Below are 19,951 nucleotides of genomic sequence, written 5' to 3' on the forward strand. Positions count from 1 at the left end.
CCCCCCCCCCCCCCCCCCCCCCCCCCCCCCCCCCCCCCCCCCCCTCCCCCCCCCCTCCCCCCCCCCCCCCCCCCCCCCCCCCCCCCCCCGGCCCTGTACCGTCTCCCACCGCCCGGAATCGGCCAGTCCGTACCTGCCCCGTGCACGGCGGTTGTGTCACCGAAGGTGACGGCCTACCGTCCCCCCATGGGCACCCAGCCACCCCGCGCGGCCCGGTACGGCGCCGCCGCACTCCTCGCGGCCCTCGCCCTCGGGACGGGCTCCGCCTGCGCCCCCGGCGGCCCGAAGTCCCCCCGGGGGGCCGCCCCGAGCCCCTCCTCACCTGCCCAAATCTGCACAACTCTGGTGTCCTACTGGGCGGAAGAGGCCCTCAAGGGCAGCTACTGGGCCGGGCTGGACTGGGAGCAGAAGGGCATGTCCAACGCGCAGTACGCGATCCACGAGGAGGCCATGGCCGCAGGCCGGGCGGAGGAGCGAACTGCCGGACTGGACAAGGCACTTGAGCTTGTCGACCGGCTCGTCGCGCAGCGCTGCGCGGAGCAGGACGGGGCCACCTGGAGCTCGGAGAACTGGCGGCTGCCGAGCCCGGTGCGGTGACCGGATTCCCGAGCCCGCTGTCCGGCTTCCGGGCACCCGGCGCGGCGCGGCCGAGCCGCAGGTCGGGGGCGTTCCGCCCGATTCCGACCACGATCCAACCGTACGAAGTGGATCAAGGACCGTCATTACCATCAGTAATGCCCACGCCCGACAGAATCCCCCTTTTTCCCGCACGGAATGCCGCCCCGGAGATTCTTTCGGACACGGGCTGCGACATTCGGCCCGATTTGATCTATGACAGGACCATGAGGCCCTCAAGCCCCTTAAAGAACCGGGGAATTCTCACGATGCGGACGCCCGACAGCGTCGCCAAACGTCCGATCTGTCCGAACTCCCCCCTCACATTCTTGGCCTTGGCATAACAAGACAGTCACATCCTCCTTTCCCCGCTCCCCCGCACTCGCCACCTCGGCCTAGAGTCACGGCCAGTCACCGCGCCACAGAGCGCAAACCCAGCACGGCCGTGGAACTCCCAGTGCGGCCCGGCTCCCGTTCGGCACCCTCGACTTCGAGGGCGGCCGCGCCAGGGAAAGGAAGAATCGTGCGACACCGTTCTCTGCTTGTCCTCACCACCGTGATCACCACGGGAGCCCTCACTCTTACCGCCTGCGGCTCCCGCGATGCGGCGAAGACCGGGGACAAGGCCGACGGCTCCAAGACCGTCGTCGTCATCGGCGTTGACGCCCCCCTCACCGGCTCCCTTTCCGCTCTCGGCCAGGGCATCAAGAACTCCGTGGACCTCGCGGCCAAGACCGCAAACAAGAACAACGAGGTCCCCGGCGTTGAATTCAAGGTCGAAGCCCTTGATGACCAGGCAGTTCCTGCCTCTGGCCAGGCAAACGCCACCAAGCTCGTAGGCAACAAGGACGTTCTCGGCGTCGTCGGCCCGCTGAACTCCGGCGTCGCCCAGCAGATGCAGGGCGTCTTCGCCTCCGCCAACCTCGCCCAGGTCTCCCCGGCCAACACCAACCCGGCCCTCAGCCAGGGCGACAACTGGGGCAAGGGCGAGTTCAAGCGCCCCTTCAAGACCTACTTCCGCACCGCCGCCACCGACGTCGTCCAGGGCAAGTTCGCCGCCCAGTACCTCTTCAAGGACGCCGGCAAGAAGAAGGTCTTCGTCGTCGACGACAAGCAGACCTACGGCGCCGGCCTCGCCGGCATCTTCGCCGAGGAGTTCAAGAAGCTCGGCGGCGAGGTCGTCGGCACCGACCACGTCACCGTGAAGGAGACCGACTTCTCCTCCACCGCCGACAAGGTCAAGTCCTCCGGCGCCGACTCCGTCTACTTCGGCGGCCAGTACCCCGAGGGCGGCCTGCTCTCCGACCAGATCAAGAAGACCGGCGCCACCATCCCGCTCTTCGGCGGCGACGGCATCTACGACCCCGCCTTCATCTCCGCCTCCGCCGAGGCCAACGACGGCGACCTCGCCACCTCCATCGGCGCCCCCGTCGAGAAGCTCGACACCGCCAAGAAGTTCATCGAGGACTACAAGGCGGGCGGCTACAAGGACCCGTACGCGGCCTACGGCGGCTACTCCTACGACGCCGGCTGGGCCGTCATCCAGGCCGTCAAGGCCGTCGTCGCCGCCAACGGCGGCAAGGTCCCGACCGACGCCCGCGCCAAGGTCGTCGAGGCCCTCGGCAAGGTCTCCTTCGACGGCGTGACCGGCAAGGTCTCCTTCGACGAGTACGGCGACACCACCAACAAGCAGCTCACGGTCTACAAGGTCGAGGGCGGCAAGTGGATCGACGTCAAGAGCGACACCTTCAACCAGTAGTCGCCACGCCTGACGGCGCAACCACCTGACCCACCCAAAGGAACAAGCCGCGCGAGGGCGCAAACAGCGCCCTCGCGCGGACTCTTATCCGACACGCACATCGGAGGCCCTGCGGTGCACGAACTGCCGCAACAGCTGGCCAACGGCCTTGCCCTCGGTGCCCTTTATGGCCTCATCGCCATCGGGTACACCATGGTCTACGGCATCGTCCAGCTCATCAACTTCGCCCACGGCGAGATCTTCATGATCGGGGGCTTCGGCGCCCTCACCACCTACACCGCACTGCCGAGCGGAACCTCGCTCCTGGTGGCGATACCCCTCATGATCCTCGGAGGCGCCCTCGCCTCCGTCGCCGTGGCGACCGCGGCGGAACGCTTCGCCTACCGGCCACTGCGCAGCGCCCCCCGCCTGGCACCCCTCATCACCGCCATCGGCCTCTCGATCGCGCTCCAGCAGCTCGTCTGGCAGTTCTACCCGGACGCCAAGAAGGCAGTGAGCTTCCCCGAGTTCACCGGCAAGGCGTTCCAGATCACCGACAACCTCGCCATCCAGCGCGCGGACGCCTTCGTCCTGGCCCTCGCCCCGCTCTGCATGCTCGCCCTCGGCGTCTTCGTCTCCAAGAGCCGCAGCGGCCGCGCCATGCAGGCCACCGCCCAGGACCCCGACACCGCCAAGCTCATGGGCATCAACACCGACCGCATCATCGTCATGGCCTTCGCCATCGGTGCCGCGTTCGCCGCCGTCGCCGCCGTCGCCTACGGCGTCGACAAGGGCCAGATCAACTTCGAGATGGGCTTCATCCTCGGACTCAAGGCCTTCACCGCCGCCGTCCTCGGCGGCATCGGAAACATCTACGGAGCCATGGTCGGCGGCGTCGTCCTCGGACTCGCCGAATCCCTCTCGATCGCCTACATCGAAGAGATCCCCGGCATGCAGCAGCTCGGCGGTGGCGCCTGGTCCAACGTCTGGGCCTTCGTACTCCTCATCGTCGTCCTCCTCGTGCGGCCCCAAGGCCTGCTCGGCGAGCGCGTCGCGGATCGGGCGTGAGAACCATGACCACCAACGAAGCCACCCTCAGCCCCGTCGTGGCCGAGGAGACCGACAACAGCACCACCCTGCTGTACGCCATCACCGGCGGCTCCCTCCTCACCATCATCAGCGCCTTCCTGGCCTGGACGTGGACCGACGCCTTCCCCGGCAACCTCACCCTCTACGGGTACCCGGCGCCGCTCCAGATGCTCAGCCTCGTCGGCGCCCTCCTCACCGCCCTCTACGCCCTCTCCGCCCTCGGCACCAACGGCCTCGGCTGGCTCGCCCCCAAGGGCACCTCCAAGGCCCTGCGGTTCCTCGCCCTCGGCAACGCGGCCACCACCTGGTTCACCGCCGCCGCCATCTCCGTGGAACTCGGCGGCATCGTCCACCTCGAACCCGGCGCCTACCTCGCCCTCGTCGGCTCCCTGATCCCGGCCCTCGCCGCGTTCAAGCTCACCGACGACACCCGCAAGGCCACCGCCACCACCGCCAAGCTGCCCTCCTGGGCCGAAATCCTGATCATCGTCGGCGTCTACGCCCTCGCCCTCTACGTGATCACCTTCGGCATCGACACCGACGACAAGGAACCGCAGCTCTTCATCGCGTACCTGATCACGGTCAGCCTCGCTGCCACCGGCCTCATCAAGTCCGGCGTCACCGACCGCTTCGCCGAGATCACCGCGAACCACCGCCAGGTCGCCGTCATCGCGACCATGGCCGCCTTCATCGCCTTCCCCTTCATCCAGCAGAGCGGCGACACCTACACCCTCATCGCGGTCAACATCCTGATCTTCGCGACCGTCGCCCTCGGCCTCAACGTCGTCGTCGGCCTCGCCGGCCTCCTCGACCTCGGCTACGTCGCCTTCCTCGGCGTCGGCGCCTACACCGCCGCCCTGGTCTCCGGAAGCACCGCCTCCGCCTTCGGCCTCCACCTGCCCTTCTGGGCCGCCGTCATCGTCGGCGCCATCGCCTCCCTGGTCTTCGGCGTCGTCATCGGCGCCCCGACCCTCCGCCTGCGCGGCGACTACCTCGCCATCGTCACCCTCGGCTTCGGAGAAATCTTCCGCATCGCCATGGGCAACCTCGACGGCACCTCCGGCCCCCAGGTCACCAACGGCCCCAACGGCATCCCCAACATCCCCCACCTCGAACTCTTCGGGTGGAACTTCGGGGAAGCCCACAACGTCCTCGGCATCACCCTCGGCGCCTACGCCAACTACTACCTCCTGATGCTGCTGGTCATGGCCCTGGTCATCCTGGTCTTCGCCCGCGCCGGCAACAGCCGCATCGGACGCGCCTGGGTCGCCATCCGCGAAGACGAGACCGCCGCCGAAGCCATGGGCATCAACGGCTTCCGCGTCAAGCTCATCGCCTTCGCCCTCGGCGCCACCCTCGCCGGCCTCGCCGGCACCGTCCAGGCCCACGTCAACACCACGGTCGTCCCCGAAAACTACGTCTTCGCCGGGCCCGTGCCCCCCAACTCCGCGTTCCTCCTCGCCGCCGTCATCCTCGGCGGCATGGGAACCATCCGCGGACCCATCCTCGGCTCCGCACTCCTCTTCCTGATCCCCGCGAAGCTCCAGTTCCTCCAGGACTACCAGCTCCTCGGATTCGGCATCGCCCTCATCCTGCTCATGCGCCTGCGCCCCGAAGGCCTCATCGCCGACAAGCGCGCACAGCTCGAGTTCCACGACGACACCGCCGACCAGGCTCCCACCGACCTGGCCACGGCCAAGGCGGGTGCGTGAACACCATGACGACCACCACCGACACCACCACCAAGCCCGCCGCCACCCCGGCCGGCGAGACGGTCCTCCAAGCCAGCGGCGTCACCATGCGCTTCGGCGGCCTCACCGCCGTCAAGGGCGTCGACCTCCAGGTCAACTCCGGCGAGATCGTCGGCCTCATCGGCCCCAACGGCGCCGGCAAGACCACCTTCTTCAACTGCCTCACCGGCCTGTACGTCCCCACCGAGGGCAAGGTCAGCTACAAGGGCACCGTCCTGCCGCCCAAGCCGCACATGGTCACCAAGGCAGGCATCGCCCGCACCTTCCAGAACATCCGGCTCTTCGCCAACATGACCGTCCTGGAGAACGTCCTCGTCGGACGCCACACCCGGACCAAGGAAGGCCTCTGGTCCGCCCTCCTGCGCGGCCCCGGCTTCAAGAAGGCCGAAGCCGCCTCCGAGGCCCGCGCCATGGAACTCCTCGAGTTCATCGGCCTGGAGCACAAGGCCCAGCACCTGGCGAAGAACCTCCCCTACGGCGAGCAGCGCAAGCTCGAAATCGCCCGCGCCCTCGCCAGCGACCCCGGCCTCCTGCTCCTCGACGAGCCCACCGCCGGCATGAACCCGCAGGAAACCCGCGCCGCGGAAGAACTCATCTTCGCCATCCGCGACAAGGGCATCGCCGTCCTCGTCATCGAGCACGACATGCGGTTCATCTTCAACCTCTGCGACCGCGTCGCCTGCCTCGTCCAGGGCGAGAAGCTCATCGAGGGCACCGCCGCCGAGGTCCAGGGCGACGAGCGCGTCATCGCCGCCTACCTCGGCGAGCCCTTCGAGCCCCCGGCCGCCGAAGCCGAGGCCGAAGCCGCCGAGGTCGAGGCCGCCGAAGCCGCGGCCGAAACCCCCGCGGCCGAGGCCGACGCGGAAGAGGCCGCCGAAGCCGAGGAGGCCGCCGACGCCGAGCCGGCCGCCGACACGGCGGACGCCGCGGACGCCGACGAACCGGCAGCCGAAGCAGCCGAAGCGGCCGAAGCCGCCGAAGCCGCCGACACCACGGACGCCGACACGGACGAGGCGACGGAGACGGAGGCCGACACCACGGACGCCCCCGCCCCCGCCACCGAGGCGGCAGCCGCGGACAGCACCACCAGCAAGGACGGAGAAGCCAAGTGACCGCACTCCTCGAGGTCAACGACCTCAAGGTGGCCTACGGCAAGATCGAAGCCGTCAAGGGCATCTCCTTCACCGTCGAAGAAGGCCAGATCGTCTGCCTCGTCGGCACCAACGGCGCCGGCAAGACGACCACCCTGCGCACCCTGTCCGGACTCATCAAGCCCCGATCCGGCAGCATCACCTTCGACGGCCAGCCCCTCGGCTCCGTTCCCGCCCACAAGATCGTCTCCCTGGGCCTCGCCCACTCCCCCGAGGGACGCCACATCTTCCCCCGGCTGACGATCGCCGAAAACCTCCAGCTCGGAGCCTTCCTCCGCAGCGACAAGGACGGCATCGAGAAGGACATCCAGCGCGCCTACGAGATGTTCCCCATCCTGGGCGAACGCCGCAAGCAGGCCGCCGGCACCCTCTCGGGCGGCGAACAGCAGATGCTCGCCATGGGACGGGCCCTCATGTCCCGGCCCAAGCTGCTCATGCTGGACGAGCCCTCCATGGGCCTCTCCCCGCTGATGATGCACAAGATCATGGCCACCATCGCCGAGCTCAAGGCCACGGGCACCACCATCCTGCTCGTCGAGCAGAACGCCCAGGCCGCCCTCTCCCTGGCCGACCAGGCCCACGTGATGGAGATCGGCAAGATCGTGCTCTCGGGCACCGGCCAGGAGCTGCTCCACAACGAGGACGTCCGCAAGGCGTACCTCGGCGAGGACTGACCCCCGCCGCGCACCGCGCAACGCGTGAGGCCCGCCACCGGAACCCGGTGGCGGGCCTCACGCGTTGCCACGCGAACGCGGCTGCGGGAACTACCCCTTGGCGGCGTTCTTCTTCTCCTCGGCGTCCTCGATGACCGCCTCCGCGACCTGCTGCATCGACATGCGCCGGTCCATGGACGTCTTCTGGATCCACCGGAACGCCGCCGGCTCGGTCAGCCCGTACTGCGTCTGCAGGATGCTCTTCGCCCGGTCCACCAGCTTCCGCGTCTCCAGCCGCTGCGAGAGGTCCGCGACCTCCTTCTCCAGCGCACGCAGCTCCGCGAAACGGGAGACCGCCATCTCGATCGCCGGCACCACGTCGCTCTTGCTGAACGGCTTCACCAGGTACGCCATGGCCCCGGCGTCCCGGGCCCGCTCGACGAGGTCGCGCTGCGAGAACGCGGTCAGCATCAGGACCGGCGCGATGGACTCCTCCGCGATCTTCTCCGCGGCGGAGATCCCGTCCAGGACGGGCATCTTCACGTCGAGGATGACGAGGTCGGGCCGGTGCTCACGGGCCAGCTCGACGGCGCTCTGCCCGTCGCCGGCCTCGCCGACCACCGAGTAGCCCTCTTCCTCCAGCATCTCTTTGAGGTCGAGACGGATGAGCGCCTCGTCCTCGGCGATGACGACGCGGGTCGTCAGCGGCGGAACGTGCGACTGGTCGGCGTCGGGCGCGGGCGTCGACTCATGCTCGGCGGTCACGGTGGGCTCCTCGATGCGGGGCAGACAAGCTCCCCCGAGCCTACCTAGCTGCGGTAAGGTGGACACGCAGCGGGTCGCGGGTAACCTTCGATTCGTCGGGCCCCGGTAGCCCAATTGGCAGCAGGCGATGGATTCAAAACCCATACAGTGTCGGTTCGAGTCCGACCCGGGGCACTTTTCCTTAATTTCCATGGTCACGCGATAACGCGTGACCATCACTCTTTCCGGGGAAAGCCTCCATATTTACGCCATCCGGAGCGCTCCTCTGAGCCACTGTCGCCTACATGTACGACATGGCGACCCGCCAACAGGCGCTCGCACTGGCGGCGCAAGGCCGCAGCCTGAACTCGGTCAGCGCGGAGACGGGCATTTCCCGTTCCGCACTGCGCGCCTGGAAGATCCGCATCGAGCCGCTCCCCCGCATCGCACGGAGCGCCGAGTGCTCCGGCCCCGCCGACCAGGCGGCCTACGTCTATCTGCTCGGCCTCTATCTGGGTGACGGCTGCATCAGTGCACACCCGCGCGGCGGCCATCACCTCCGGATCGCATGCGCCGACGCCTGGCCCGGCCTTGTCGAGGCCTGCCGCGCGGCCGTCCTGGCCGTCCGCCCCGAGGGCAGGGTCTACGTCCTCAAGCGATCGGGCTGCGTCGCCGTCACGAGCTACGGCCGCCACTGGATCTGCTTGTTCCCTCAGCACGGGCCGGGCAAGAAGCACGAACGAACCATCCGGCTGGAACCCTGGCAGCAGGCGTTGGTCGACGCACATCCTTGGGCGCTCGTCCGCGGCCTGATCCACTCCGACGGATGCCGGATCACCAACTGGACCGTCCGCAGCGGCAAGCGGTACGAGTACCCCCGCTATTTCTTCACCAACAAGTCGGCGGACATCACCAACCTGCTGACGACCACCCTGGACCGCCTCGGTGTGAGCTGGACGCGCGCCAACCGGCAGAACATCTCCATCGCCCGCAGGGAGTCCGTCGCCCTCATGGACCTCCACGTCGGACCGAAGCACTAGCCACGGGCGGGAAGTTCGACACCCGGCATGCCTCGAAAAGCGGACGCCCTCCTTCGACTGAATGTTCGCTTTCCCGCTACCTAAAGACAGCCATCGTGACGCAGAGTGACAACATGAGTACACACGACCTCTCGGTACGAGAGACAGCAGTGACACTGTTACGCGGGGGAATGCCGAACGCCGAGGTCGCCCGCCGGCTCGACGTGCCGGCGGGAACCATCGGCTGGTGGCGCCACGAGGACCGCAAGCACCGGGGCGAACCCTACACACGGCCGACGGACTGCCCGGTGTGCACAGACCGTCCGTTCGATCACCGCGCATACGCGTATCTCTTGGGCCTGTACCTCGGAGACGGCCACATCGTCTCCAAGTACAAGCAGCACCACTTGTCGATCTTCTGCGACGCGACACAAACCGGGCTCATAGACGCAGCCGAGGACGCCATGCACCGGGTGATGCCCCAGCCGAAGACGGGCCGGCGACGGCAAAGGGGCTGCGTGGAGGTCAAGTCCTACACACACCACTGGACGTGCCTGTTCCCGCAGCACGGGCCGGGCAAGAAGCACGACCGCCGGATCACTCTCGAAAAGTGGCAGCAGGACATTGTGGACGCCCACCCGTGGGAGTTCGTCCGAGGACTGATCCACTCAGACGGGTGTCGGACCACCAACTGGACCGTCCGCAACGACAAGCGGTACGAGTACCCCCGCTACTTCTTCAGCAACAAGTCGGACGATATTCGGGGGCTCCTCACGGACACGCTCACGCGGCTCGGCGTGCGGTGGACCGTCCTGGCGCGCCGCGGCAATCCCTTCAACGTCTCCATCGCCCGCAAGGAGTCCGTTGCGTTGATGGACCTCCACGTCGGGCCGAAGTACTGAGCGGTCAGGGGCGGGCGTAGGAGCCTATGCCGACCAGGCAGTAGACGTATTCGTTGATGGGGACGCCGTTGCGGGTGTAGCGGTGGGAGAAGGCGTACTGGGTCTTGGGGTTGGCGTCGCAGCGGCTCATGTCGGAGGTGAAGGAGAAGCGCTGGATGACGCGGTAGTGGGCGTCGGAGGCGGAGCAGGGGACTTCGTCGATGTTGTTGACGCGGGTGGCGGTGGTGGAGTCGGGGAGGGTGCCGTTGAGGCAGGTGCCCTCGTCGTAGGGGCTGGGGTCGGGGGCTGCGCTGGTGGGGGCGCCGGCGCCCGGGAGGTTGAGGGTGGGGAGCGGGGCGGGTGACCAGGAGGAGGCCGAGTAGGCGGGGGTGGGGCGGCCGTTCGCTGTGGTGTCCTTCTCGTCGTCGTTGGTGAGGGCGACGATGCCGGCGATCAGGCCTGCTGCGACGAGGAGGCCGATCAGGCAGCCGAGGGGGTTGGTCTTCTGGGGGGTGGGGGCGCCGGTTATGCGGACGCGGAGGAGGACTTCGGTGGTGCCGAGTTGGGCGCGGACGAGTTCGCCGTCGCGGGCGGGTGGGACGCGGAGGTCGGCGGTGGTGCCGTTTTGCAGGGGGAGGGTGATGACGACGCCGGCGGCGGCCTGTTGGGGGGTGAGGGTGATGGGGATTTCCTGCTGCGACACCGGCTGCTCCTAGGGTGGGGGACGCGGGTGTTGGGGGGTGGTGATGTCCGGGGATTGTGCCGGTTGCGGGGGTGGTGACGCAGGCATTCCGGTGGAGTGTGTTCGGTTCGGTAGCCCCGTTCCGGGGCCCGGTGGTACGGGTACGCCCCCGCCTTGGTGGGGCAGGGGCGTGCGGGGTGCGTGGGTCAGCGGACGGCGTCGCCGATGTGGTGGACGCGGACCAGGTTGGTGGAGCCGCTGACGCCGGGGGGTGAGCCGGCGGTGATGACGACGGTGTCGCCGGGTACGCAGCGGCCGATGCGCAGGAGTTCTTCTTCGACTTGGGCGACCATGGCGTCGGTGGAGTCGACGTGGGGGCCGAGGAAGGTTTCGGTGCCCCAGGTGAGGTTGAGTTGGGAGCGGGTGGCGGGGTCGGGGGTGAAGGCGAGGAGGGGGATGGGTGAGCGGTAGCGGGAGAGGCGGCGGACGGTGTCGCCGCTCTGGGTGAAGGCGACGAGGAATTTGGCGCCGAGGAAGTCGCCGATTTCGGCGGCTGCGCGGGCGACGGCTCCGGCTTGGGTGCGGGGTTTGTTGCGTTCGGTGAGCGGGGGGAGGCCCTTGGCGAGGATGTCCTGTTCGGCGGCTTCGACGATGCGGGACATGGTGGTGACGGTTTCGACGGGGTATTTGCCGACGCTGGTTTCGCCGGAGAGCATGACGGCGTCGGTGCCGTCGATGACGGCGTTGGCGACGTCGGAGGCTTCGGCGCGGGTGGGCCGGGAGTTGTCGATCATCGAGTCGAGCATTTGGGTGGCGACGATGACGGGTTTGGCGTTGCGCTTGGCGAGTTTGATGGCGCGCTTTTGGACGATGGGGACGTGTTCGAGGGGCATTTCGACGCCGAGGTCGCCGCGGGCGACCATGATGCCGTCGAAGGCGGCGACGATGTCGTCGATGTGGTCGACGGCTTGGGGTTTTTCGATTTTGGCGATGACGGGGAGGCGTCGGCCTTCGTCGTCCATGATGCGGTGGACGTCTTCGATGTCGCGGCCGCTGCGGACGAAGGAGAGGGCGATGACGTCGGCGCCGGTGCGCAGGGCCCAGCGGAGGTCTTCGGTGTCCTTGTCGGAGAGGGTGGGGACGGAGACGGCGACTCCGGGGAGGTTGAGTCCCTTGTGGTCGGAGACCATGCCGCCTTCGATGACGTGGGTGTGGATGCGGGGGCCGTCGATGGTGGTGACTTCGAGGGTGACGCGGCCGTCGTCGACGAGGATGCGTTCGCCGGGGGTGACGTCGGTGGCGAGTCCTTGGTAGGTGGTGCTGCAGGTGTGGCGGTCGCCCGGGGTGTTTTCGGTGGTGATGGTGAAGGTGTCGCCGCGTTCAAGGAGTACGGGTCCTTCGGCGAAGCGTCCGAGTCGGATCTTCGGGCCTTGAAGGTCGGCGAGGATGCCGACGCTGCGCCCGGTTTCTTCGGAGGCCTTGCGTACGCGGAGGTAGCGCTCCTCGTGTTCGGCGTAGGTGCCGTGGCTGAGGTTGAGGCGGGCGATGTCCATTCCGGCTTCGACCAGGGTTTTGATGCGGTCGTAGGAGTCGGTGGCGGGGCCCAGGGTGCATACGATTTTTGCTCGGCGCATGGGGGGAGCGTATGCCCTACCGGGGGGTAGGTAGTGGGGTGCGGGTGTCTGCTCAACAACCTTTGGTTGAAGGGCTGTTGACAATTGTTGAATGTGCGTGGGGGTGCTCCGATGAGCACCCCCACGGGTGTGTCGGGGGTGTTTTCAGAGGCCCTTCGCGAGGCTCGGTTTCAGAGCCTGGGCGGGGTCATGGTGAAGCGGGCGTTGACCTGGGCGCGGACGGTCTGGCGCTGGGGTTCGAGGTCGAGGGGCGGGGCGGCGGCTTCTTCGGTGCCGGCGAAGGCCATGGAGCGGACCATGCCGGCGGGGGCGGCTGCGGTGAAGGGCACGGCGTTTTCGGCGCCTTCGTCGGCGAGTTCGACGAGGGCGGTGAGGTCGGCGCCGAGGGCCGCGGCGTATTCGCGGGCGCGTTGGACGGCTTCGAGGACGGCTTGGCGGCGGGCTTCGCCGTGGGCGGGTGAGGTGGGGCGCAGGGACCACCAGGGGCCGTCGACGTGGGTGAGTTCGAGGTCGGCGAGGCGGGTGGTGAGTTCACCGAGGGCGGTGAAGTCGCTGAGTTCTGCGGTGATGTGGACGCGGCCGTGGTAGGCGCGGATGCGTTCGCCGCGACCGTGGCGGGTGAGTTCGGGGGTGATGGAGAAGGCGCCGGTTTCGGTTTTCTCGACGGCTTCGCCGTAGGTCTTGACGAGTTCGAGGACGGCGTTGTTGCGGCGGGTGAGGTCTTCGAGGGCGGTGCGTCGGTCGGTGCCGCGGGCGCTGACGGTGATGCCGATGCGGGCGATTTCGGGGTCGACTTCGAGGAGGGCTTCGCCGCGGACGGCGACGCGGGGGGTGTCGGGGGTTCCGTAGGGCGGGTGGGGGACGGGGTGGGCGGCCGGCTGCGGTGTGTCCTTCGTGGTCATGGGTTCCACTGTGGCACTGCTGTCGGCCGGTGGTCATCGGATCGAGATGTGGAGGGGGGTGGTTCGGTTGTTACCGATCAGTCAGAATCTACGCGCGTCGTCTGCAATTCAACATACAAGCCTCAACAGGGGGAGATGGGCATGGCGTTCGACCGCAGGACCTTTTTGGGCACCTCGGCCGCGACGGGTGCGGCTGTCGCGTTGGCAGGGGCTGCGGGCAGCCCGGCTGCCGCGGCCACCACGGCTGGTCCGGGGTCCCGGCCGCGTACGTATGCGTTCACGGTGATGGGGACGACCGATCTGCACGGGAACGTCTTCAACTGGGACTACTTCACGGACAAGGAGTTCGACGACAAGGCGCACAACGATGTGGGTCTGGCGAAAATCTCGACGCTGGTGAACCGGGTGCGGGCGGAGAAGGGGCGGTGCAACACGCTGCTCATCGATGCGGGTGACACCATCCAGGGCACGCAGTTGTCGTACTACTACGCGAAGGTGGACCCGATCACGGCGCGCCGTGGTCCGGTGCACCCGATGGCGCAGGCGATGAACGCGATCGGCTATGACGCGGCGGCGCTGGGCAACCACGAGTTCAACTACGGCATTCCGGTGTTGCGGAAGTTCCAGGAGCAGTGCGATTTCCCGCTGTTGGGGGCGAACGCGCTGGATGCGAAGTCGCTGCGGCCGGCGTTTCCGCCGTACAGCATGCACCGGCTGCGGACTCCGCACGGGCGGGACGTGACGGTGGCGGTGCTGGGTCTGACGAATCCGGGCATCGCGATCTGGGACAAGGCCCATGTGCAGGGGAAGATGACGTTCCCGGGGCTGGAGGAGCAGGCGGCGAAGTACGTGCCGAAGCTGCGGTCGATGGGTGCGGACGTGGTGATCGTGTCGGCGCACTCGGGGTCGAGCGGTACGTCCTCGTACGGTGACCAGTTGCCGTACATCGAGAATGCGGCGGCTCTGGTGGCGGAGCAGGTGCCGGGGATCGACGCGGTCCTGGTGGGGCACGCGCACACGGAGATCCCGGAGTACCGGGTGAAGAACAAGGCGACCGGCAAGGACGTGGTGCTGTCGGAGCCGCTGAAGTGGGGGCAGCGGCTGACGCTGTTCGACTTCGAGCTGACGTGGGCGAAGGGCTCGTGGTCGGTGTCGAAGGTGTCGGCGCAGGTGCTGAACTCGAACACGGTCGAGGAGGACCCGGAGATCGTCCGGCTGCTGTCGGACGAGCACCGCAAGGTGGTGCAGTACGTCAACCAGGTGATCGGTACGTCGACGCAGGCGATGTCGTCGGCGGACGGCCCGGTCAAGGACGTCCCGATCATCGACCTGATCAACCACGTGCAGGCGGAGACGGTGAAGGGGGCGCTGGCCGGTACGGAGTGGGCGTCGCTTCCGGTGCTGTCGCAGGCGTCGTGCTTCTCGCGGACGGCGGTGATCCCGGCGGGGAAGGTGACGCTGCGGGATGCGGCGGGGCTGTACCCGTTCGAGAACACGCTCGAGGCACGGGTGCTGACGGGTGCGCAGCTGAAGGACTATCTGGAGTACTCGGCGCGGTACTTCGTGCAGACGGCGCCGGATGCGGCGGTGGATCCGGCGAAGCTGACGAACGCGGAGGGCATTCCGGACTACAACTACGACGCGGTGTACGGGCTGGCGTACGACATCGACATCGCGCAGCCGAAGGGGTCGCGGATCACGGGGCTGTCGTTCCAGGGCAAGCCGGTGGATCCGCAGGCGCGGTTCGTGCTGGCGGTGAACAACTACCGGGCGTCGGGTGGCGGGGCGTTCCCGCACGTGCCGCAGGCGAAGCAGGTGTGGGCGAACTCCGACGAGATCCGTAACACGATCATTTCGTGGGTGAAGGCGAAGGGGACGGTCGACCCGGCGCAGTTCGGGTCGGTGGACTGGCGTCTGACCCGGGCCGGGGTGCCCGTGTTCTAGGTCGTTCGCGGTGCGGTGCGGCCGGGGCTTGCTGTGGCGGGTCCCGGCCGCGTGCGTTCGGGGGCGGGGCGGGGGCGGGACTCGGTGGGGCGGTGGGGCGGGGTGGGTCACCCGGCCCCTGGCCTGCGCGGGGGTCGACCGGCCGGTGGCCGTGCTCCGGCGGGCGGCCGGGGGGTGACGTCTACGGGTGCTCGACCAGGGGGAGGAGTTCGATCGTGGGTTTGGGGCGGGGCTGCTCCCGCTGTTCGAGGCCGAAGGTGGTGAAGGCGGTGCGGGTGGGCTCCGGGTAGGGGTTCTTGCCGGTGAGGGTGTTGAGGATGGCGGCGCTGCGCCGGGTGGCGAGGCCGAGGTCGGGGGCTCCGACGCCGTGGGTGTGGCGTTCGCCGTTCTGGACGAAGATGCTGCCGGTGATGTCGGGGGCGAGGACCATGCGGTGGTGTTCGTCGATGCGGGGGCGGCCTGAGGAGTCCTTGCGCAGGTAGGGGTCGAGTCCGGCGAGGAGGCGGGAGAGGGGGCGCTCCCGGTAGCCGGTGGCGAGGACGACGGCATCGGTGGTGAGGCGGGAGCGGGTGCCCTGCTGGGTGTGTTCGAGGTGGAGTTCGACCTTGGTGGTGGCGACGCGGCCGGCGGTGCGGACGGTGACTCCGGGGGTGAGGACGGCGTCGGGCCAGTCTCCGTGGAGGGTGCGGGTGTGGAGCTCGTGGTGGATGGCGGCGATGGTGGCGGGGTCGATGCCCTTGTGGAGCTGCCACTGGGTGGGGAGGAGCCGGTCGCGGACGGGTTCGGGGAGGGCGTGGAAGTAGCGGGTGTAGTCGGGGGTGAAGTGTTCGAGGCCGAGCTTGGAGTGCTCCCTGGGGGCGAAGGAGGGGGTGCGGGCGAGCCAGGTGAGGCGTTCGCGGCCGGCGGGGCGGGCGCGCAGGAGGTCGAGGAAGACCTCGGCGCCGGTTTGGCCTGATCCGATGACGGTGACGTGGTCGGCGCCGAGGATGCGGGGGCGGTGGTCGAGGTAGTCGGCGGCGTGGATGACGGGGACGGCGGGGGCGTCGGCGAGGGGGCGCAGGGGGTCGGGGACGTAGGGGGCGGTGCCGATGCCGAGGGCGAGGTGCCGGGTGTGGGTGCGGCCGAGGGTTTCGGCTTCGCCGTCGGGGGCGAGGCGGGTGTGGTCGACTTCGAAGAGGTCGCGTTCGGCGTTCCAGCGGACGGCGTCGACGCGGTGGCCGAAGTGGAGTCCGGGGAGGCGGCCGGCGACCCAGCGGCAGTAGGCGTCGTATGCGGCGCGTGGAATGTGGAGCTGTTGGGCGGAGTAGAAGGGGTGGAGCCGCTCTTTGTGCTTGAGGTGGTTGAGGAAGGTCCAGGGGCTGGTGGGGTCGGCGAGGGTGACGAGGTCGGCGAGGAAGGGGACTTGGAGGGTGGTGCCGTCGATGAGGAGCCCGGGGTGCCAGCGGAAGTCGTGGTGTTCGTCGTAGAAGGCGGTGGCGAGTTCGCCGGCTCCTTGGGCGGGGAGGCCGTGGGCGAGGGCGGCGAGGGAGAGGTTGCTGGGGCCGATGCCGATTCCGACGAGGTCGAGGGGTGCATCGAGGGGTGCGGTCATCGGTGGGTGTCCTCGGGGAGCGGGTCGGGTGGGCGGGGGCCGGCCCTGTGGTACGGGGCGCTTGGCGCAGGTGCGGCCGCGGTGGCGGCCCGGTCACCCGCCGGGTATAACGACCAGACCCGAATGGGGTAACCGTCGGGGGACGCGGGCGGCCGCCGCCGGATGGGGCCGGGCGGCGGCCGCGTGGTGGTGCCGGGGGTGTGGGTCGGGGGGTGTGGGGTCGGGGTGTGGGGTCAGGGGTGGCGGATGCGGAGGGCGCGGGCCAGGTCGTCGAGTTGGTCGGTGAGGCCGCGGTGCAGGCGGGGGACGAGGTCGGGGTCGGTGAGGGCGGCCTGGCCGGCCTTGAGGTTGTCGGCGTCGACGGCGTGGGCGGGGAAGGCGTGCTGGGCGGCGGCCGCGGCGATGGCCGGGCCGCGGCGGGTGGCCAGGGCGATGGCGTCGGGGTAGTAGCGGGGCACGTACGCGTGGACGAGGTCGGCCTGTTCGGGCTGCCAGAAGCCGCGGGCGGTGGCGGTGAAGAGGTAGTTGGACAGGCTGTCGTCGTGGAAGAGGCGGTTCCAGGCGGTGGCCTTGGCCTCGGCGGTGGGCAGGGAGGCGCGGCAGCGGGCGGCGCCCTCCTCGCCGGTGGCGCTGGGGTCGGCGGCGAGGGCGGCGTCGATGGCGCGTTCGTCGACGGCGCCGAGGACGCTGAGCCGGGCGAGGATGCGCCAGCGCAGTTCGGGGTCGAGGGCGGGGCCGCCGGGGACGGTGTCGTCGTCCAGCCAGGCGGTGAGGGTGTCGGGCTGGGTGGCGCTGTCGATGAGGGCGCGTACGGCGGCGAGGCGCATGCCGGGGTCGGTGCCGTCCTCGGTGCGGCGCAGCAGGGCGCGGGCGATGGAGGTGATCGCGGCGAGGGCTTGGGGGCGGTGCTCGGGGGCGAGGTAGAGATCGGCGATCTTGTCACGGGTGAAGGCGAGGACGCCCTGGACGACGGCGAGGTCGGCTTCGTGGGGCAGGTGCGCCTCGGCGGTGGCGAGGTAGGAGGCGGGGTCGAGTTCGCCGTCGCGGACCATGTCGCGCAGGGAGTTCCAGACGACGGCGCGGGTGAGCGGGCCGGGGAGGGCGGACAGGCTGCGCAGGGCGGTGTCGAGGGAGGCCTGGTCGAGGCGGATCTTGGTGTAGCTGAGGTCGCCGTCGTTGAGGAGGAGGAGTGCGGGGCGGGGGCCGCCGGCGGAGAGGACCTCGTCGGAGGGGACGTCGAGGGTCAGGGGTTCCCGCGCCTCGAGGGTGCTGTCGGGTTCGCGGTCGTAGAGGCCGACGGTGATGTGGTGGGGGCGGGTGCCGTGGTGGTCGACGGTGAGGGTCCAGCCGCCGCGGCCCTCCTCGATGCGGGGGGTGAGGGTGTCGATGCCGGTGGTGCGCAGCCAGGTGTCGGCCCAGGCGTGGACGTCGCGGTCGCTGTGGGCGGCGAGGGAGTCGACGAAGTCGGCGAGTGAGGCGTTGGCGAACTTGTGGCGGGCGAAGTGGGTGTTGATGCCGGCGAGGAAGTCGTTTTCGCCGATCCAGGCGACGAGTTGGCGCAGGGCCGAGGCGCCCTTGGCGTAGGAGATGCCGTCGAAGTTGAGGAGGGCGGAGTCGGTGTCGGGGACGGCTGCGGCGTCGGGGGCGACGGGGTGGGTGGAGGGCCGCTGGTCGGCGTCGTAGCCCCAGGGCTTGCGTTCCATGCCGAACTCGGTCCAGGTGCCGGTGAAGCGGGTGGCTTCGGTGAGGGTGTGGTAGCCCATGTACTCGGCGAAGGACTCGTTGAGCCAGATGTCGTCCCACCAGCGGAGGGTGACGAGGTCGCCGAACCACATGTGGGCCATTTCGTGGGCGATGACCATGGCGCGGCGCTGGCGTTCGGAGTCGGTGACGGCGGAGCGGAAGACGTACTGGTCGCGGAAGGTGACCAGGCCGGGGTTCTCCATGGCGCCGGCGTTGAACTCGGGGACGAAGGCCTGGTCGTAGGAGTCGAAGGGGTAGGGCTCGGTGAACTTCTCGTGGTAGCGGTCGTAGCAGGCGGTGGTGACGGCGAGGATCTCCTCGGCGTCGGCGTCGAGGTGGGGGGCGAGGGAGCGGCGGCAGTGGATGCCGAAGGGCAGGCCGGCGTGTTCGGTGCGGATGCTGTGCCAGGGGCCTGCGGCGACGGCGGCGAGGTAGGTGGAGATGACGGGGGTGGGGGCGGAGGTCCAGATGCCGGCGCCGTCGGTGTCGCGGTCGCCGGTGCGGCGGGTCGTGCCGTTCGCGAGGACGGTCCAGTGGGCGGGGGCGGTGACGGTGAACTCGAAGACGGCCTTGAGGTCGGGCTGGTCGAAGGCCGGGAAGACGCGCTGGACGTCGTCCAGGAACAGCTGGGTGTAGACGTAGGTCTCGCCGTCGGCGGGGTCGGTGAAGCGGTGCAGGCCCTCGCCGGTGCGGGAGTAGCGCATGCGGGTGTCGAGGCGCAGCTCGTGGGGGCCTTCGGCCAGGCCGGTGAGGGGGAGGCGGTTGCCGCTGAGGGTGGCCGGGTCGAGGGGGTGGCCGTCGAGTTCGGCGGAGCGCAGCTGGTCCGGCTTGAGCTCCACGAAGGTGTCGCCGGCGGTGCGGGCGGTGAAGCGGATGGCGGTGGTGGAGTCGAAGGTGTCCTCGCCGCCGGTGAGGTCGAGGGTGACGGCGTAGTGGTGGACGTCGAGGAGCCGGGCTCGGTCTTGCGCTTCGTTGCGCGTCAGTGCGGACATGGGCCCATGCTGCCCGAAGGGTGGGCCCTGGCCGTCTAGTCTTCGCGCGCAGCGATCGTCTCGTGGTGCCGGATCACTTCGGCGATGATGAAGTTCAGGAGCTTCTCGGCGAAGGCCGGGTCGAGTTTGGCGCTCTCGGCGAGCTGGCGGAGGCGGGCGATCTGGCTGGCCTCGCGCTGGGGGTCGGCGGGGGGCAGGTGGTGGCGGGCCTTGAGGTGGCCGACCTGCTGGGTGCACTTGAAGCGTTCGGCGAGCATGTGGACCACGGCGGCGTCGATGTTGTCGATGCTGTCGCGCAGGCGGGCCAGCTCTGCGATGACGTCGGCGTCGGGCGCGTCGGGGCGGCTGTTGTTCATGGTCACCGAGAATACGGGGCGGCCGGGGGGCGGGGGCCGGCCGGCCGATCGGTGAGACGGTGGCGGTGCAGGTGGCGGGGCGGGCCGAGGTCCGGCGGGCCTGGAGCCCGGCGGGCCCGGGATTCGGCAGGCCCGGGATTCGGCAGGCCCGGGATTCGGCAGGCCCGGGATTCGGCAGGCCCGGGGTCCGGCGGGCCCGGGGCCCGGCGCCGTTGCGGTGAGCTGTGCGGCGGGAAGCCTCTCAACCGGGGCGGCGGGGCCGGCGTCCTTCCTGCGGGAGGCGGACGCTCTGCCGTGGAGTGTTGCGCGCGGACGTACTCGCCGAGGTCGAGGGTGGTGGCGATCAGGATGCGTGGGCTGTCCCGGCGGTACGCGGAGTGCCCGCCCGGGGGGGGGGGGGGGGGGGGGGGGGGGGGGGGGGGGGGGGGGGGGGGGGGGGGGGGGGGGGGGGTGGGGGGGTGTGGGG

The 19,951-nt window shown here is 69.5% G+C and carries 16 protein-coding genes and 1 tRNA gene; 10 read left to right on the plus strand and 7 right to left on the minus strand.

The annotated features are described in order from the left end of the window. Positions 1-186 precede the first annotated feature (186 nt). The 6 genes from AC068A_RS22460 (at position 187) to AC068A_RS22485 (ending at position 7,018) form a co-directional block, all read left to right on the plus strand. Positions 187-597, plus strand: coding sequence for a hypothetical protein (locus AC068A_RS22460; RefSeq protein WP_478587468.1), 411 nt, complete (start codon positions 187-189; stop codon positions 595-597). A gap of 541 nt (positions 598-1,138) precedes the next feature. Then, the gene (locus tag AC068A_RS22465) at positions 1,139-2,374 is read left to right on the plus strand and encodes a branched-chain amino acid ABC transporter substrate-binding protein (RefSeq protein ID WP_478587470.1); all 1,236 of its coding nucleotides are present in this window, start codon (positions 1,139-1,141) and stop codon (positions 2,372-2,374) included. Between the two features lie 114 nt (positions 2,375-2,488). Next, positions 2,489-3,421, plus strand: a complete 933-nt coding sequence (locus AC068A_RS22470) for a branched-chain amino acid ABC transporter permease (protein ID WP_478587472.1) — start codon at positions 2,489-2,491, stop codon at positions 3,419-3,421. A gap of 5 nt (positions 3,422-3,426) precedes the next feature. Then, the gene (locus AC068A_RS22475; RefSeq protein WP_478587473.1) at positions 3,427-5,154 is read left to right on the plus strand and encodes a branched-chain amino acid ABC transporter permease; all 1,728 of its coding nucleotides are present in this window, start codon (positions 3,427-3,429) and stop codon (positions 5,152-5,154) included. 5 nt (positions 5,155-5,159) lie between these two features. Further along, positions 5,160-6,305, plus strand: coding sequence for an ABC transporter ATP-binding protein (locus AC068A_RS22480; protein ID WP_478587636.1), 1,146 nt, complete (start codon positions 5,160-5,162; stop codon positions 6,303-6,305). Then, positions 6,302-7,018 (plus strand): ABC transporter ATP-binding protein, encoded by a 717-nt coding sequence (locus tag AC068A_RS22485; protein ID WP_478587475.1) that lies wholly within the window; start codon positions 6,302-6,304, stop codon positions 7,016-7,018. Before AC068A_RS22480 ends, AC068A_RS22485 begins: the two co-directional genes overlap by 4 nt. 90 nt (positions 7,019-7,108) lie before the next feature. On the opposite strand, the gene AC068A_RS22490 is transcribed toward AC068A_RS22485, so the two are convergent. Next, positions 7,109-7,762 carry an ANTAR domain-containing response regulator gene (locus tag AC068A_RS22490; protein WP_478587477.1) on the minus strand — a complete coding sequence of 218 codons (654 nt, stop codon included), beginning with the start codon at positions 7,760-7,762 and terminating at the stop codon, positions 7,109-7,111. Positions 7,763-7,861: 99 nt separating this feature from the next. Between AC068A_RS22490 and AC068A_RS22495 the strand changes: the two genes are divergently transcribed. From AC068A_RS22495 to AC068A_RS22505, 3 genes are all read left to right on the plus strand, one after another. Next, positions 7,862-7,936, plus strand: a tRNA-Leu gene (locus AC068A_RS22495). A 110-nt stretch (positions 7,937-8,046) separates the two neighbouring features. Further along, entirely contained in the window at positions 8,047-8,781 is a 735-nt protein-coding gene (locus AC068A_RS22500) for a helix-turn-helix domain-containing protein (RefSeq protein WP_478587479.1), read from the plus strand. 113 nt (positions 8,782-8,894) lie between these two features. Continuing rightward, positions 8,895-9,662, plus strand: a complete 768-nt coding sequence (locus AC068A_RS22505) for a transposase (RefSeq protein ID WP_478587481.1) — start codon at positions 8,895-8,897, stop codon at positions 9,660-9,662. A gap of 4 nt (positions 9,663-9,666) precedes the next feature. Here the strand turns inward: AC068A_RS22505 and AC068A_RS22510 are convergent, their stop codons facing one another. The 3 genes from AC068A_RS22510 to AC068A_RS22520 form a co-directional block, all read right to left on the minus strand. Continuing rightward, positions 9,667-10,344, minus strand: coding sequence for an LppU/SCO3897 family protein (locus AC068A_RS22510; protein WP_478587482.1), 678 nt, complete (start codon positions 10,342-10,344; stop codon positions 9,667-9,669). 185 nt (positions 10,345-10,529) lie between these two features. Continuing rightward, the gene (gene pyk / locus AC068A_RS22515; RefSeq protein WP_478587484.1) at positions 10,530-11,957 is read right to left on the minus strand and encodes a pyruvate kinase; all 1,428 of its coding nucleotides are present in this window, start codon (positions 11,955-11,957) and stop codon (positions 10,530-10,532) included. Positions 11,958-12,127: 170 nt separating this feature from the next. After that, positions 12,128-12,859 carry an SIMPL domain-containing protein gene (locus AC068A_RS22520; RefSeq protein ID WP_478587486.1) on the minus strand — a complete coding sequence of 244 codons (732 nt, stop codon included), beginning with the start codon at positions 12,857-12,859 and terminating at the stop codon, positions 12,128-12,130. Positions 12,860-13,000: 141 nt separating this feature from the next. Between AC068A_RS22520 and AC068A_RS22525 the strand changes: the two genes are divergently transcribed. Next, positions 13,001-14,803 carry a bifunctional metallophosphatase/5'-nucleotidase gene (locus AC068A_RS22525; protein ID WP_478587638.1) on the plus strand — a complete coding sequence of 601 codons (1,803 nt, stop codon included), beginning with the start codon at positions 13,001-13,003 and terminating at the stop codon, positions 14,801-14,803. Between the two features lie 181 nt (positions 14,804-14,984). Here the strand turns inward: AC068A_RS22525 and AC068A_RS22530 are convergent, their stop codons facing one another. From AC068A_RS22530 to AC068A_RS22540, 3 genes are all read right to left on the minus strand, one after another. After that, on the minus strand, positions 14,985-16,394 hold the full coding sequence (locus tag AC068A_RS22530) for a lysine N(6)-hydroxylase/L-ornithine N(5)-oxygenase family protein (RefSeq protein ID WP_478587488.1): 1,410 nt from the start codon (positions 16,392-16,394) through the stop codon (positions 14,985-14,987). Between the two features lie 233 nt (positions 16,395-16,627). Next, on the minus strand, positions 16,628-19,129 hold the full coding sequence (pepN, locus tag AC068A_RS22535; protein WP_478587490.1) for an aminopeptidase N: 2,502 nt from the start codon (positions 19,127-19,129) through the stop codon (positions 16,628-16,630). Between the two features lie 35 nt (positions 19,130-19,164). Next, positions 19,165-19,485, minus strand: coding sequence for a chorismate mutase (locus AC068A_RS22540; RefSeq protein WP_478587492.1), 321 nt, complete (start codon positions 19,483-19,485; stop codon positions 19,165-19,167). Positions 19,486-19,951 lie beyond the last annotated feature (466 nt).

This window comes from Streptomyces sp. NPDC043854, assembly GCF_056436005.1.